This window comes from Vibrio sp. VGrn 2 (assembly GCF_009361695.1).
Classification (GTDB): Bacteria; Pseudomonadota; Gammaproteobacteria; order Enterobacterales; family Vibrionaceae; genus Vibrio; species Vibrio diabolicus.
The window spans coordinates 1-14,128 of sequence record NZ_RBWD01000031.1 but is presented as its reverse complement, the minus strand read 5'-3'; the positions used below and the strand labels follow the sequence as shown (position 1 = coordinate 14,128).

Sequence of the window (14,128 nt, the reverse complement as noted above, 5' to 3'; positions counted from 1 at the left end):
ATAACAAGACGTTCAAGCCGATTCGAAACGCATTGGGGTTTTAGTGCCCAAATGGGCACGGATTTATCAGAGTTTATTTTAGGTTAGGGTGGATCTGCGTCTCTCACACCTTAACTTGCGCGTTATAAATCTAAGGAGACATCAGTGAACTTATACAAGTTTCAGACAGTCAACGATTATTCAATGTCTGCTTTATCAGAGCTCAGCTTATACTTTGCTAGAACTGAGCAATTGAACGATCCTACCGAAAATATGTTCTGTTTGCTTGACCCTAATGAACATGATAAATACTCCCCGGATTTATCAATACTAGGAAATATGGGTGTTCTCTCGATGGCTTTTGGCGAGCAATCAAAGGTAGAAGAGTCACCTTTTATGTGGGCTCACTACGGAAATGAACTAAAAGGTTTCTGCTTGGTGTTTGACTATAAATTATTTAACGAGAGTAAGGGAGACTCGTTAGTTAAAGTAGGTCCAGTCAAATATGTAAACTTTCCTCGTCTGTTATCGGGGGAAAACCTTATCAATGAAGGAAGCGGACTTGAGGATGTTGCAGGGGGGGATTTTAAAAAACGCAATCTAGAACGGATCTATAATACTTGTTTCTTCTACAAGCCTGCTGAGTTTCAGTGCGAGAGAGAGTATCGGTTTCTTTCGTCAAATAGCGGTTTAAAAAAATATAAACCTAGTGCGCTGCTTAGCGTAATAATTGGCGAAAGAATGAGTGATAAGGATAAGGACAGGCTTATTACTAATCTCAATGCTTTGGGTTTTACAAATAAGCTAAAGCTTGCAAAGACTAAAGAAAATAGTTTTAAAATCCACATTACACAGTTTTAGCCCGATTTATAACAAACTGTTTAAGAGTGATTCGCAACGCGTGGCATTTTTACTATGCGTTGGTTTTAGTGTTTAAGGTGGTATGCGGAGGCTTCGGTATTGCGTTGCTCACACCTTAACAGGGCGTTATGTGCTTTTGAGGAAAATTGACATGGAAGTAGTAGAAGCGAGTCCAGATTTAGCTCCAATATTAGCGAGTTACGCGAAAGAATGTTTGGAGTCGGGTATCCCTAAGTATTTCGGCGTTGATCAAGATCCTGAAGCTTATTTATCAGGTCTGGCTGAACGTTCTAAGGCAACTTCTGAATTACCAAACGGTTATTTACCCAGCACAACTTATTATTGCGTATCTGGCTCTGAAATCTTAGGTGCTATTCGAATTCGTAAAGGTACTAATGCCAACGTAGAAAATGTCATTGGGCATGTTGGCTACGAAACTAGACCGTCAGCTCGTGGTAAAGGTGTAGCCTCATTTCTCCTCGCTTGGGTGCGAGACCATGTTGTCACTGACTCAGTTATTGTTACTTGTTCAATTGACAATCCTGCATCCCAAAAGGTTATCGAAAACTGCGGCGGTGAGTATCTTGGTAACTACACAAGTGAAAACGAGGGCACTGTAAGGCGCTACCGTTTAACACGCACATAACAAAGCGTTCAAGAGGGATTCTCAACGCTTGGCAGTTTTGGTTCAAAGTTTAGCTTTTGTGATTATGGCACAATGGTTTAGGTAAGGTGGTGGCGTTGTTCACCCCTTAATTGGTCGTTATGTGTCTTGGTCAGGATTACATCGAGTCAGCTACTTAAAATGAGATAATATCCGCTTTTAAATGAATTACAGGGAGTGTAAATGAAAAAAGTCGAGCGATTTGAGTCACTAATCAGAATCATGGATGTGGTTGTAACATGTCTAGCAGTACTAATAGTGGCAGTTGGTATCTTTTCCACTGTCTTGCATGGAATTCAACTAGGTATTGGCGCTCTCGTATCTGGGATAATGTTATGGATAGCCAAATTTTTCATATGTGGCATATCATATACATTGATTCAGATAGCAAAGAATACTGCTCCAAAAGCTTCGGATGAAAACACATAACAAACTGTTCAAGAGGGATTCGCAACGCGTGGCATTTTCACTATGCGTTGTTTTAAGTGATTAAGGTGGTTTGCGGCGACTTCAGTATTGCGTTGCTCACCCCTTAACAGAGCGTTAGTACATGTTTGACATCAAAGGTCATAAGTTTTGGTGTTTATCTGTTTTGGCGCTCGTTTTTACACCTTTCAGTTTGTACCTTTCACGTTCTTTCCGGTGGCACTATATGCGGAGTGTTCGCTTTGATTCCACCGTTTACGGCTTCTAACTCTTAGCCTATTTCTTTGGCGCTTCTTCATTTTCGTGGTGGCTTTTGAGAGAGCCTTGGTTACTTTTGGTGTGGCTGTTGAAGTACGAGGAAAGAATCCATTTCTAATTTGAAGCTCGGGAAAGTAGGGCAGTTCAGTGCGTTTTTCTTCTAGCCAACTTTCGTCTTCCAATCGAGGTATAGTTTTGTAGCTGCCCGTCTCACTTCAGTGTTCAAAGCCTTTCATATCATGCTACTTTTCAATATCTTGGAGCGCACAAATAGAAGTAGCGCATGTACTAACAAATTGCTTAAGAGTGATTCGTAACGCGTGGCATTTTTACTATGCTGTGGCTTAGGGTGATTAAGGCGCTGTGCGGTAGCTTTTGTATTGCGTTACTCACACCTTAGCAAGGCGTTAACTGGATTGATGACGAGGTAAGTCCGATGAAAAGAATTGCGGTCATTGGTTCTGGCGGTTCGGGTAAATCCACATTTTCGGCACTATTAGGTACAGAGTTGAATTTGCCTGTTCATCATCTCGATCAGCTATATTGGAAACCAAATTGGGTTAAAACTCCAAAAGATGACTGGATCAAAATTCAAAAAGGTCTTTGTGAAAGCGAGTGTTGGATTATCGATGGTAATTATCAGAGCACCCTTGATATAAGATTTGAAGCTTGTGACACAGTAATATTCTTAGATGTAAACCGATATACCTGTATCTATCGAGCACTAAAGAGAACATTATTAAGTAGTAAGCGTCCAGATTTAGCTGAAGGTTGCGATGAAAGGTTTGATATCGAGTTCATCAAATTCTTATGGGACTATCCCAAAAAGTCGAAACCCCTAATAATGGACAAACTCAAGACGCTTACAAGAAATAAGCGTGTAATTATCGCAAAATCTGGAGAGCAAGCGCTCCGCCTTTGCAAATCCAGTTAACAAACTGTTCAAGAGGGATTCGCAACGCGTGGCATTTTTACTATGCGTTGGTTTTATTGTTTAAGGCGGTATGCGGCTGCATCGGTATTGCGTTGCTCACCCCTTAACAGGGCGTTATGGCGCATGGTGGAATTTGAGCTCTCTATATAACTGAAAAAATGGATATTACGAATGTAAAAGGACATATAATGGAAAATATTGCATTTATTCAACAGCATTTAGTTGAGAAAGGCGTCCCCAAAGATTTGACTAAACTAAATTCTAACCTTTGGTCAAAGCTCATTTTCTCCGAGACTAAGCCTCTAGTCTTTCAATCTCCAATTCAAGTTTTCTTTAAGCAAGGGATAGTTTTCGGATTAATATGGGGCTTATTTATGTGGCTGTTTCTTTGGCGTGTAGAGCCAGGTAATTGGCTCATTCAATTAGTTTCTACAATATGCTTCGGGTGCATTATGGGTGGCGTGTTATCATATCGTATCACTAAAGCGCATAAAAAATTGGGTAACATGAGTTGGGAAAATTGGTGTAGTGCTAACTATAAGTCTGCGCCATAACAAAGCATTTAAGAGTGATTCGGCACGCGTGGCATTTTTACTATGCGTTAGTCTTAGTGTTTAAGGTGGTATGCGGCGGCTTTGGTATTGCGTTGCTCACCCCTTAACAAGGCGTTATGTATTTCTTCAATTTATCGTTAGTGGCATCAAAGTAATTCTCATTTAACTGAGTATAAAATGTCTTTTGTTTATATATCTAAGTCTAGGGAAAGTAAGTGGATAAAAAGAAAAATGAAGCATTGACACTTGTTGAACAAAGCCTAAATGAGCTTGAGTCTTCAAAAGGGATGTTAATCGCTGCTATACAAAAACTTCAACGAGCCGCAAACCTAGTTGATAATGAAGACATTGTCATTTGGTGTAAAATTCAACAAGGTGACCCTTACTATACAGATAAGCTTCAGGTGCTTATAAAAATGTTAATTGAAGCCAATGAGTCGCCGTCAGAAGAACTTATCCCAAAAGTAAATGAATACTATGCTGAGCTTGCTTCTATTGGGTTAAAAACAGGTATTCACTACAGCAATGAAGAGCTAAACGTAAAAAATGACGAGAGCGGTGGTGGCTATGCAAATATTAGTTTTGTCCAAGAAAAATACCTTGATTTAGTGAAATTAAGAAAAGGAAACGACAAAAAGTACTACAAAAACCACCTGCAAAAGCATATTGCTTATGTTAAAAGGAAGGCCCACGATCTTGCTTCAGAGCTATACTCAGTTATTAAGTTTTCAGGGACAGTCTCTAACTGCTTTGATGTACTCAAATCAGAAGTTGATGATCAACTTCTAGATTTAAGCCCTGAATTAGCGGAGCAATTGATGCTCGCGTTCAAAAGTGTGTCTTCCAACAATTCTGAAGAATGGTCTCATGCACTAACTACTTGTAGACGCCTTCTTGAAGGCTTAGCGGATGAGCTTTTTCCTGTAACAACAGAGTCAGTTAACGGTAGAACTTTTAAACAAGGTCAGTATGTAAATAGACTTTGGGCATTTATGGATAAATCTATTGAGTCTGCCAGTAACAAAGATCTTGCAAAGGCTCATGTTGACTTCCTTGGTTCTTGGTTAGAGAAAGTGAACAAACTAACTAATAAAGGTGTACATGCAGAGCTTGAGCAAATAGAAGCGGTTAAGGCGGTATTTCATACCTATATGGTAATCGCCGATTTGCTAGGGTACTTAACTCGAAAACCTAATGGACAGCCATCGAAAATTAATATTAATGTGGCATCTATTGACCAAATAGAAGCTCTTTTGGGCGTTGGGCGAAATACGGCGAAAGAGATATTTAAATATCGAATTAAAGAAGGCTTCATTGATAAAGCAGCTCTAAAAACGATTCCTGGTATAGGTGAAAAAACGCTGAAAAAGGCAGAACAGGAATTTGAAATAGACTGAAATACATAACAATCTGTTTAAGAGTGATTCGCAACGCTTGGCAATTTTGATATGTGTTGCGTTTAGTGTTTAAGGTGGTTTGCGGCGGCTTAGGCATTGCGTTGCTCACACCTTAACAGGCGTTATGTTTTTCTCGATATAAGCAGAGTATTGAAATGGATAAAAAGTAGAGTTAGCTCTAGAAGCTATAAAAGCCTCTCGCGGTACGGAGTCGGGGGAATACGGGATCGATTTGTTTGTATCTCATCATTTAGATGAATTCCCAGCAGCAGTATGGCTAGAAATTTTAGGCAAAGAAAATCCAAGCTTTGATGACATTTTGTCTGCATTGGTAGTCGCTTACGTGGAAGACGACGTCTGTGATTTTACTTTGCCCAATGATGTCACAAATTACTTAATAAGCGTGTCATTTGATGAAAGTGGTCAAGTTGTTGATATTTCGATGGAAAGCTGAGAATACAAACATAACAAACTGTTTAAGAGTGATTCGCAACGCGTGGCATTTTCACTATGAGTTGGTTTTGGTGTTTAAGGTGGTATGCGGCGGCATAGGTATTGCGTTGCTCACACCTTAACAGGGCGTTAAGTTTCAAGGCGAGATATGTATGATTACAGATGAGTTACTACATAAATTTAAAGAAAGGCACCCCGATCTTAATAGAGAGGATCTTGACCTTTCTAGCGTAAATAGTGCCTTTGAACTTTTCAATGAGAATCGCACCAAATCGTTATCTGAAACGGAGTCGCACTACTCAGCAGAAGTTACAGCCATTAAAACTCAGATTTTGGCTTTAAATTCGTTGGTTACCTATAGTTTGGAGTCGGATACTAATCGAATATTAAGTAAAGGTTTTTCCGCACGAGATATCCACTTGGCAGCAATTCTAACGAATCTATCGAACACCGCTCAATCAATCTATGAACTGTGTTTAAGTGGGTTTAATGTCCAAGCTGATGTTCTATATCGAACTCTTATTGAGCGAACCATGCAAGCGATAGTTTTGCTAAACGATAGCGAAGATATGCAAAAGTGGTTGAACGCCGATGATAGCGCTCTCAGTAAAAGCGCTCACTATGAAATATTTGCGAAAAGAGAGCGTCTCCACAAAAAATACGAAGCTATCGAACGTGATTTACTCAGTGTAAATCCGAATAGCCAAGAACTCAGAGCTTTCCGTAAACAAAAGATGGATGAAGCTTCACTGTCTGTTCATGGTGCGTCTAATCCAGTCACTGTAGGTTCGTTTTCTTACTGGGATGAAGATGAGGTTAAGTCTGCTATATTTGGCTCCCCTTGTCGAAGCTCACAAAGGTTACTTGATAACGTTATTTTTGAACTATGGTTCTTCTTTGTATTGTTTACACGGACTTTATCTCAAAAGCATAAGTGGAAACCTGACTACACAAATGACTTAGTGTTAGGTTTTGAGTTATACAGGTATACAGCACACAAACAATTTGAGCAGTTTTATAGTCATCTAATTGAAACTTAACAAACAATTTAAGAGTGATTCAGCACGCTTGGCATTTTTGGTTTGGGTTGAGTTTAGTGATTACGGTGGTCAAATTGAGTGTTGTGGTTGCGTGCTTCACACCTTAATTGGGCGTTATATGCAATACCAGACAAAGGAATGAAGTACCTATGGAGTTAAAAGTAGACACAGATAATTTTATGCTTCAACAGGAAGTATTTACTGGTGAGATGATTGCACGTATTGCCGAACATTTGGAAAGAGCTGGTATTAAGGGAGCATTGCTAAAAGAACTAACTGGTAATATTTCTTTTGAAGTTGCAAGTATGATCGACAGTTCTTCAAGCATTAGCTTTGATGGTGATGAAGCACATCCTTACTTGGCGTTTCTGAGTGGTGACAGTGATAATGAGTTAGTTCATTTGGGAGGTAATTCCACGTGTCATGAAATGGTGTATGGTATTTTAAATGCAATGTTTGAAGACTGCATATAACAAACTGTTTAAGAGTGATTCGCAACGCGTGGCATTTTTACTATGCGTCGCATTTAGTGTTTAAGGTGGTATGCGGAAGCGTCAGTATTGCGTTGCTCACACCTTAATGCGGCGTTAGTTTGCAAGAGGAAAAACTCAGCTATATCGCAAGATCTAGTGGTAAAAGCTCAAAGTTTAAGTTGTCGTACAGGCTTTCAATTTTAGTGTTACTAGCGTGGTGAAAATCCAAAATTGGCATCGTTTCAACCGTTGATTTGTTCTTTGGAGCGGTGACTTTGGGGTTAACTGAGTCGAAGTTTTTTGCTGAAACTCTGCTCGTTGAGTTTGTTGGTGCAAAAGCCGATTTAATCGCTGAAATGACGTTTTCTCTGGTATGGAAAATTCAAGTGGTTTCAGTGACTTTGTTGAAAGTTCTCATTGTGAGATTGGTTTTCCAAAAGCGCTTTTTGGTGTTGTAAGTTCGTTTTCTGCGGCGTTGTTTGTTCCACGTGGTTTCATTGAGTAGCCGCTTTGAGACTACGCCTGGCTTAAGTGCATCGAAACACTTAAAGCTTATTGTTTGCAAAGTTTAAAATAACGTAAAATCAACGCGTTGGGTTTGCAAACTAACAAACTGCTCAAGAGGGATTCGCAACGCGTGGCATTTTTACTATGCGTTGAATTTAGTGATTAAGGTGGTATGCGGCGGCTTCGGTATTGCGTTGCTCACCCCTTAGCAGGGCGTTAGTACTGGATTGGCATCAACGGTAAATTTTTCCGGGTTTATCGGGCTCTTTTCCTAGCTTTACACCTAGTCAAATGTGCCTTTCACGTTCTTTCCGGTGGCACTATATGCGGAGTTTTCGCTTTGACTTCACCGTTTACGGTTTCTAACTTTCGGGTTATTTCTTTGGTGTGGTTTCTTTGATGCTGGGAAATTTTCGTCAAACACTGAGTTTTTTTGGCGCGGTTGTTTAATCCTGAAGACCGTCTTCTTTGCTAATTTGAAAACGGTGAAAATAGGTCAGTTAAGCAAGTTTTTCTTCTAGCCAACTTGCGTTTTGAGATTGAGTTCTAGTTTGGCAGTTGTCCCTTTAGCTTCAGCGTTTTAAGCCAGAATTTTCGTGCTATATTTCAATATCTTGGCGCGTGCCAAAGGCTTTAGGGGCAGCGTACTAACAAAGCGTTTAAGAGGGATTTGGCACGCGTGGCATTTTTGGTTTGCAGTGGGTTCAGTGTTAAAGGCGCTGTGCGGTAGCTTTGGTGTCGCGTGCCTGCACCCCTTAACGCGGCGTTATAAGGCTTGGAGAAATATGGAACTAAATTGTCTAATTGATTCAGAGTTACTCTCGCTTAATCAAAGTTTTGATGATACCTATATTGAAATACTATTCCTTTTAGAGTCTGATCAGAAGGTCAAACTCTTTGTCAGTAATAAGCAAGGTAAAGCGATAACTGTTCGTTTTAAGGGAATGCAGCTATCTGCTAGAAAGACAACTTTAAGTGACATTCCAACATTAGGTGAAGTTGAAGGAGTCTCTTATTTACAAGGCTCCCTTTCGTTAGAAGGTGACTTCGGGCTAATTGAAGTTGATGGTCAGGATATTATCCTTGAGCCCGCCTTATAATAAATTGTTCAAGAGTGATTCGGCACGCGTGGCATTTTTACTATGCGTTGGTTTTAATGGTTAAGGAGGTATGCGGAGGCTTCGGTATTGCGTGCCTCACACCTTAACAAGGCGTTAGGCTTATCAGAGGAAATGTCTCAATAATGGACGATGAATTAGCTCAAGTCTTCGGGTATGAGAGCGCAGAAGATTACAAGCGCTCGATGGCGGAACGTGAAGAATTGCATACCAAATCGGAAAAGCTATACGGCAAGCAACCGAACGAATGGCCAACAATAACAATTAATTGGGATTATCGCCCTGAATCTCAGCGGTATTGCTTTGACGGTTTAAGTAAGTCTGAATTTGATGAATTTTACCCAAATGGACTAGTTTTAGGGCATATGTCTCTAAAAGAGTTTGATAGATATTTGTGCCATTTTAGTCGTAGAGATGGAGATGAACTTTGGAAAGTTGGCAGTCAATCTAAATTGGCAAAAATGATTGTATATTTATCTGAGGGTAAACCAATCACCCCACCAGTCATAAAGCCTGTTGAAGATAATGAAGTCATTTTCCAAGGCGGGCATCATCGCTATGCTGTTGCAAAAGCTATTGGGCTTGGAGAAATCCCCATCTATGCGTACAGAGAGAACGTCGATGAATTAAATAGGTTCATGAACATACGTTGGGCATAAGCCTAACAATAAATTTAAGAGTGATTCACAACGCTTGGCGCCGTCACTTCAAGCCAGTTTAGTGTTTATGGCACAATGCTTTAGGTGAGGTGTTAGCGTTGTTCACACCTTAATTTGGCGTTATACGATTAAGGAGAAAAATGAAGCCTGATTTACACGGAAGTAGGGTTGTTTTAAGGTCAATTCAAATGGATGATTCTGATGACTTGTTTGAAATTTATGGAGATATTCAAACAATGGAATTTGCCTCAGATCCGGTTTTTCCATCGAAAGATACGATATTTCAGATGCTAGAAAGCGTCGTCCAATTAGAAAAGTCGGGTGAATCGTTGGAATGGGCAGTCTTAGAACAATCAACCAACAAAGTTATCGGAACTTGCGGTTTACATAGTTTTAGTGATTGCGGTCATTCGTGCGAGGTTGGATGCTTACTTAATTCATCATATTGGCGACAAGGTTATATGTTTGAAGCTCTCAGTTTATTATTTTCTCATGCAAAATCTGTGGGCATTGAAAAATTGTATGCAGACATTGATGAAGGTAACTTTCGGTCTAAAGCTCTGTTTGAAAAATTAGGTTTCAAAGCTAAAAATGGTCAGTTTGAGCGCTCGTTGTGAGAAATCGTATAACAAAGCGTTTAAGGCAGATTCGCAACGCGTGGCATTTTTGGTTTTATTCAGCTTTAGTGTTTACGGCGCAATAATTTAGGTTCAGTGGTAGTGTTGCTCACTACTTAACGCGGCGTTATACGAATGAGGAGGATTCGTGAAAAAGTGGAAGTTTGTATTCTGGGTAATGTGTTTCTTAACGGTTTTAAGCATTATTCAACTCCCGTTTTCTGAAGAGTTAAGTATTGGAGCATTTATAGGCTCACTTATATCCGCAATATCTCTTGTCAGCTTCTACGGCTTCAGTTATCGAGTTGCTGTCGGTAGCAAAGTGCTAGCGATCATCATCTTTGGGATAAATGCACTTTCCATGCTGGGCTTTGCGATATTTAGTGTGTTCTTCTTACTGACTTATCTAAGCCCGGGAACCTTGTTCTTTTTCGTTACAGGAATGGGACTAATGTTTGTTTACCTGTATCCGTTGTATATGTATGCATTTAAATCTACAGAGATTTGGCAGCTGGAGTAATTCGTATAACAAACTGTTTAAGAGTGATTCGCAACGCGTGGCATTTTTACTATGCGTTGTGTTTAGTGGTTAAGGTGGTATGCAGCGGCATCGGTATTGCGTTGCTCACACCTTAACAGGGCGTTATGTACTTCGGAGAAAATATGGAAGTAGTTGCTAGTGAAAAGCACGTCTCAGAATATCCCAATCCGTTTTATTTGAAACAAGGCGATAAAGTAGCTCTAGGTACAATTGACGACGAGTTTCCCAACTGGATCTTTATAACCAGCAGTGAAGGGGATCAGGGTTGGGCTCCAGTTCAATATATCGAGAAGATTGAAGGTTGCTCTGAAGGAATCTTGCTTAAAAACTATGACAATGTTGAGCTCAATACGGTCATTGGTGAAAAACTATCAGTGCTATTCGAACTCAATGAGTGGTATCGAGTTTCGAGGTCAACGGGTGAAGTTGGTTGGGTACCAGTGCGCTCGGTACAACGTACATAACAAAGCGTTTAAGGCAGATTCGCAACGCGTGGCATTTTTGGTTTTATTCAGCTTAAGTGATTATGGCACAATAGGTTAGGTCTAGTGGCGGCGTTGCTCACTACTTAACGCGGCGTTATGAGCCACCATAAAAAATGCAGAATAGAGTGGAATAAATGGAACGGAAAAAACAGGTTCAGTGGCTAAAGATCCAAAAGGGAGGCTTTCTCAGACACTGTGTTACTTATGGATTAGCTTTCTGTGCACCATTTGTATTTGGTAATGCATTTGTGCAAAACGATTTTTACTTGAACTTGTCACCTTTTATTTCGTACCGGCTTTACTTGGTTACTGTCATTGGCGCGGTATTTATCGCAGGCACTGATTGGTTTATAAAAAGTAGGCAATATCAAAAACACAGAAAGAATCTATTGCGAAAAAATGTCTCATAACAAATTGTTCAAGAGCGATTCGGCACGCGTGGCATTCTTACTATGCGTTGGTTTTTAGTGGTTAAGGTGGTCTGCGGAAGCATTGGTATCGCGCGCCTCACACCTTAATTGGGCGTTAGCCGTCAGACAGTGAAACAAGAAAGGAGTCTAAAGTGAAAGTAGCATTGGTAACCGGAGGCTCTAAAGGAATAGGGCTGGAAACTGTTCTTCGATTCGTGGACTTGGGCTATCAGGTGATAACCTGCTCTCGCTCTAAACAGTCTTGGTTGGAAGCGGTGAATGAATTTCCACAATTAAGTGTTGTGGACTATCAAATTGTAGATATTTCCTCAGAGTCCGAGCTTGAAAAGCTCTTCGATCATATCAAGAATCAATACGGTTTTTTGGACATCGCAGTGGATAATGCATCACCGGCTTTGGTATCTGGTGGTCAATTTAAAGAAGTTGACGTTTCTTCTTTACAGGAAACATTGAATGTCGATTTTTGGTCTCAAGCCTTGTGCTTAAGGCATGAGTTAAAGCTGATGAATGCGGGTTCCTCCATTGTTAACGTCAGCTCTGTGAATGGTCTAAGACCGACACCTAATGCCTCAATGTACAGCGCGTCCAAGCACGCACTTGAAGGGCTAACCCGTTCGGTTGCGTTAGAGTGTATTGGCTCTGGAGTTCGTATTAATGCGTTAGCCCCAGGCGTGACATGGACACCAAGGTGGGAAAGCAAACAATTGGACTCACCAAACATTCGAAGTGAAGTTTCAGAAGTTGTGCCTATCAAACGCTTTGGTCATGCAGACGAAATAGTTAATGCCATTGAGTTTCTGGTCTCCGATAAAGCTAGCTACATAGTTGGTCACACGCTTGTGGTTGATGGCGGGTTATCCTTGGCATAAAACGGCTAACAAGTGTTTAAAGTTTCAAGATACTTTATCTAATCTCAGATAAGCAAGTTAGAGTCATTAATCTAACGCGTTTATGTCCAAAGGTGTGCTGACGGTGGGTGATTAATAAGTGTGATCACCAAGCGATTCTGTCGTACCTCAATTACCAAGCGACTTTGTCGTCCACCTTTAAGTCTAGCCCAAAGGCTAGACTTCTTTATTTGATGCCGCTGAGCGCTATATTCTCAGCGCTCTGGTATTCAGTGCCTCGCGTTTCCAGATATTTCGTATCGTGCAACTACTGACGGTGATGTTGTACTCCTTCTTTAGCATGGTTCTCAGCTGTACTGAGGTTTGATACGGATTGTTTAATGTCAACTCGATAATTTTGAGTTCGGTTTCTTCAGGTATGCTGTTTTTGCTGCGGTACAGTAGTTTATTAATGCGCTTAAGGCCAAGGATGCCTTCCTCGGCTAAGAGTTTTTGATAGTTATAGATACTTCGGCTTGAACAAACGGTGATCCGAGCGGCTTCTGTCGCATTACCTAGGCGGTCGGCAAGCTCGATGACATCCAACTTGCGTTGAACTTCCATCCCATACTCACTCGCTCTTGGTGGCTATTCTAACTCGGTAATATGCAGTTTTCTGTGACCAAAATAGGCTGAGAATGCACTATAGAATTGGCAGCGTATCTCTTAAAAATGTGACCTCAACTCAAGCAATTGTAATGAGCTAGCATGGGTAACTTGGTTTCACTTTAATAAGCGTCTCGTGTGCATTAATATCCACAGATACTAGCTGTATACCTAACAAGTTGAATAAAAAGGTTATGATATGCTCTTTCAATCAATAATTCCGACCAAGTTAAAGCGTACTGTTTTTAGCAGTATGATTGCTTCCAGTCTTTTTTTGGCTGGTTGTGGTGAGCCGACTACTACACAGGTAACGAATCCTGTAATTAAACCCGCTCTTGTAGAAGTGGTTGCACCGCAGCGTGCCTCTGATTTGGTGTTTAATGGTGTAGTTAGGGCATCTCAACGTGCTGATCTGGCATTTCGCATTAGTGGTCTACTGACAGATATTAAAGTTAATGAGGGTGACAGTGTCAAAAAGGGTGAGTTATTGGCGACTCTAGATGATAGGGATGCAAAAAATGCCCTAGCTTCGGCCAAGTTAGAGTTGAAAAACACCAGACAAGAATACGAACGCGCAAAAGCCATTTTTGAGAAAACACAAGCGATATCAAAAGCGGAACTTGATTCCATAACAACACGTTACAATCTTGCTAAAAACAGAGTTGAAGAAGCGCAGCGTAAGGTTGAGTATACGCAAATATTTGCCCCTTTTGATGGCGTGATTGGCGACAAAAAGATTGAAAACTTTGGGCAAATTCAAGCGAATCAACCACTGTTTACTCTGCAGGATGTCGCTGAACTTGAAGTTGTTATTGATATTCCTCACAAAGTTATGTTGTCTGGCGTAAGAAACACACGAGCCATTGCTGAGCTTGCCTCGGTTCCAGAGCAGCAGTTTGATTTGTCTTTGCGCACCTATTCGACACAAGCGGACGCCAACACTCAAACCTACTCGGTCGTTCTAGGGTTCGATGATCTTAAAGGATATCGGGTCTTACCGGGCATGTCGGTTCGAGTATTCCCTGCGAATGATGAACCGCAAAGTGGTGAAAGTTTAGTGACGATACCGTTAACTGCATTGGTTCCTGATAACCAAGGTAAGCAGTTTGTCTGGATCGTAACCAGTGATAATCGTGTTAAGAAACGTTTTGTCGATGTGGGGACCGTGTATAAAGATCGCGTGGTCATCAAAGATGGCCTTAAACAAGGTGAGCAAGTCCTAATCGCAGGTGTATCGT

16 protein-coding genes and 1 pseudogene are annotated in these 14,128 nt (G+C 40.8%); 16 read left to right on the top strand and 1 reads right to left on the bottom strand.

Going from position 1 to position 14,128, the window contains the following annotated elements; translation table 11 throughout:
* Window positions 1-144 precede the first annotated feature (144 nt).
* The 15 genes from D8S93_RS24290 to D8S93_RS24150 all read left to right on the top strand — a co-directional run bounded on the left by D8S93_RS24290 (window position 145) and on the right by D8S93_RS24150 (window position 12,266).
* Window positions 145-840, top strand: a complete 696-nt coding sequence (locus tag D8S93_RS24290) for a DUF2971 domain-containing protein (protein ID WP_152816102.1) — start codon at window positions 145-147, stop codon at window positions 838-840.
* 151 nt (window positions 841-991) lie between these two features.
* Window positions 992-1,486, top strand: coding sequence for a GNAT family N-acetyltransferase (locus D8S93_RS24280; protein ID WP_152816099.1), 495 nt, complete (start codon window positions 992-994; stop codon window positions 1,484-1,486).
* A 1,138-nt stretch (window positions 1,487-2,624) separates the two neighbouring features.
* The gene (locus tag D8S93_RS24265; RefSeq protein ID WP_005448066.1) at window positions 2,625-3,122 is read left to right on the top strand and encodes a DNA topology modulation protein; all 498 of its coding nucleotides are present in this window, start codon (window positions 2,625-2,627) and stop codon (window positions 3,120-3,122) included.
* Window positions 3,123-3,310: 188 nt separating this feature from the next.
* A complete protein-coding gene (locus D8S93_RS24255; protein ID WP_152816093.1) occupies window positions 3,311-3,676 on the top strand; it encodes a DUF6404 family protein in 366 nt (121 codons plus the stop codon).
* Between the two features lie 215 nt (window positions 3,677-3,891).
* The gene (locus tag D8S93_RS25390) at window positions 3,892-5,073 is read left to right on the top strand and encodes a helix-hairpin-helix domain-containing protein (RefSeq protein WP_319803080.1); all 1,182 of its coding nucleotides are present in this window, start codon (window positions 3,892-3,894) and stop codon (window positions 5,071-5,073) included.
* 232 nt (window positions 5,074-5,305) lie between these two features.
* On the top strand, window positions 5,306-5,527 hold the full coding sequence (locus D8S93_RS24235) for a DUF2004 domain-containing protein (protein WP_264674670.1): 222 nt from the start codon (window positions 5,306-5,308) through the stop codon (window positions 5,525-5,527).
* Between the two features lie 151 nt (window positions 5,528-5,678).
* Window positions 5,679-6,566, top strand: a complete 888-nt coding sequence (locus tag D8S93_RS24225) for a DUF5677 domain-containing protein (protein ID WP_152816087.1) — start codon at window positions 5,679-5,681, stop codon at window positions 6,564-6,566.
* Window positions 6,567-6,715: 149 nt separating this feature from the next.
* On the top strand, window positions 6,716-7,039 hold the full coding sequence (locus tag D8S93_RS24220) for a hypothetical protein (RefSeq protein ID WP_152816084.1): 324 nt from the start codon (window positions 6,716-6,718) through the stop codon (window positions 7,037-7,039).
* A gap of 269 nt (window positions 7,040-7,308) precedes the next feature.
* Window positions 7,309-7,497, top strand: coding sequence for a hypothetical protein (locus tag D8S93_RS24210; protein WP_238795077.1), 189 nt, complete (start codon window positions 7,309-7,311; stop codon window positions 7,495-7,497).
* A 645-nt stretch (window positions 7,498-8,142) separates the two neighbouring features.
* Window positions 8,143-8,646, top strand: a complete 504-nt coding sequence (locus tag D8S93_RS25385; RefSeq protein WP_319803079.1) for a hypothetical protein — start codon at window positions 8,143-8,145, stop codon at window positions 8,644-8,646.
* A gap of 143 nt (window positions 8,647-8,789) precedes the next feature.
* Complete coding sequence (locus D8S93_RS24185; protein WP_152816081.1) at window positions 8,790-9,323, top strand: transcriptional regulator; 534 nt, start codon at window positions 8,790-8,792, stop codon at window positions 9,321-9,323.
* 140 nt (window positions 9,324-9,463) lie between these two features.
* On the top strand, window positions 9,464-9,940 hold the full coding sequence (locus tag D8S93_RS24180) for a GNAT family N-acetyltransferase (RefSeq protein WP_152816078.1): 477 nt from the start codon (window positions 9,464-9,466) through the stop codon (window positions 9,938-9,940).
* 148 nt (window positions 9,941-10,088) lie between these two features.
* Window positions 10,089-10,460 (top strand): hypothetical protein, encoded by a 372-nt coding sequence (locus D8S93_RS24175; RefSeq protein WP_152816075.1) that lies wholly within the window; start codon window positions 10,089-10,091, stop codon window positions 10,458-10,460.
* Window positions 10,461-10,603: 143 nt separating this feature from the next.
* A complete protein-coding gene (locus tag D8S93_RS24165) occupies window positions 10,604-10,945 on the top strand; it encodes an SH3 domain-containing protein (protein ID WP_193621672.1) in 342 nt (113 codons plus the stop codon).
* A gap of 583 nt (window positions 10,946-11,528) precedes the next feature.
* Window positions 11,529-12,266, top strand: a complete 738-nt coding sequence (locus D8S93_RS24150) for an SDR family oxidoreductase (protein WP_319803078.1) — start codon at window positions 11,529-11,531, stop codon at window positions 12,264-12,266.
* Between the two features lie 225 nt (window positions 12,267-12,491).
* On the opposite strand, the pseudogene D8S93_RS24145 reads toward D8S93_RS24150, so the two are convergent.
* Window positions 12,492-12,950, bottom strand: a pseudogene (locus D8S93_RS24145) (ISNCY family transposase); the annotation flags it as partial.
* Window positions 12,951-13,089: 139 nt separating this feature from the next.
* On the opposite strand from D8S93_RS24145, the gene D8S93_RS24140 reads away from it, so the two are divergent.
* Window positions 13,090-14,128 (top strand): efflux RND transporter periplasmic adaptor subunit (locus D8S93_RS24140; RefSeq protein WP_152816066.1); only part of this gene is annotated, 1,039 nt, incomplete at its 3' end.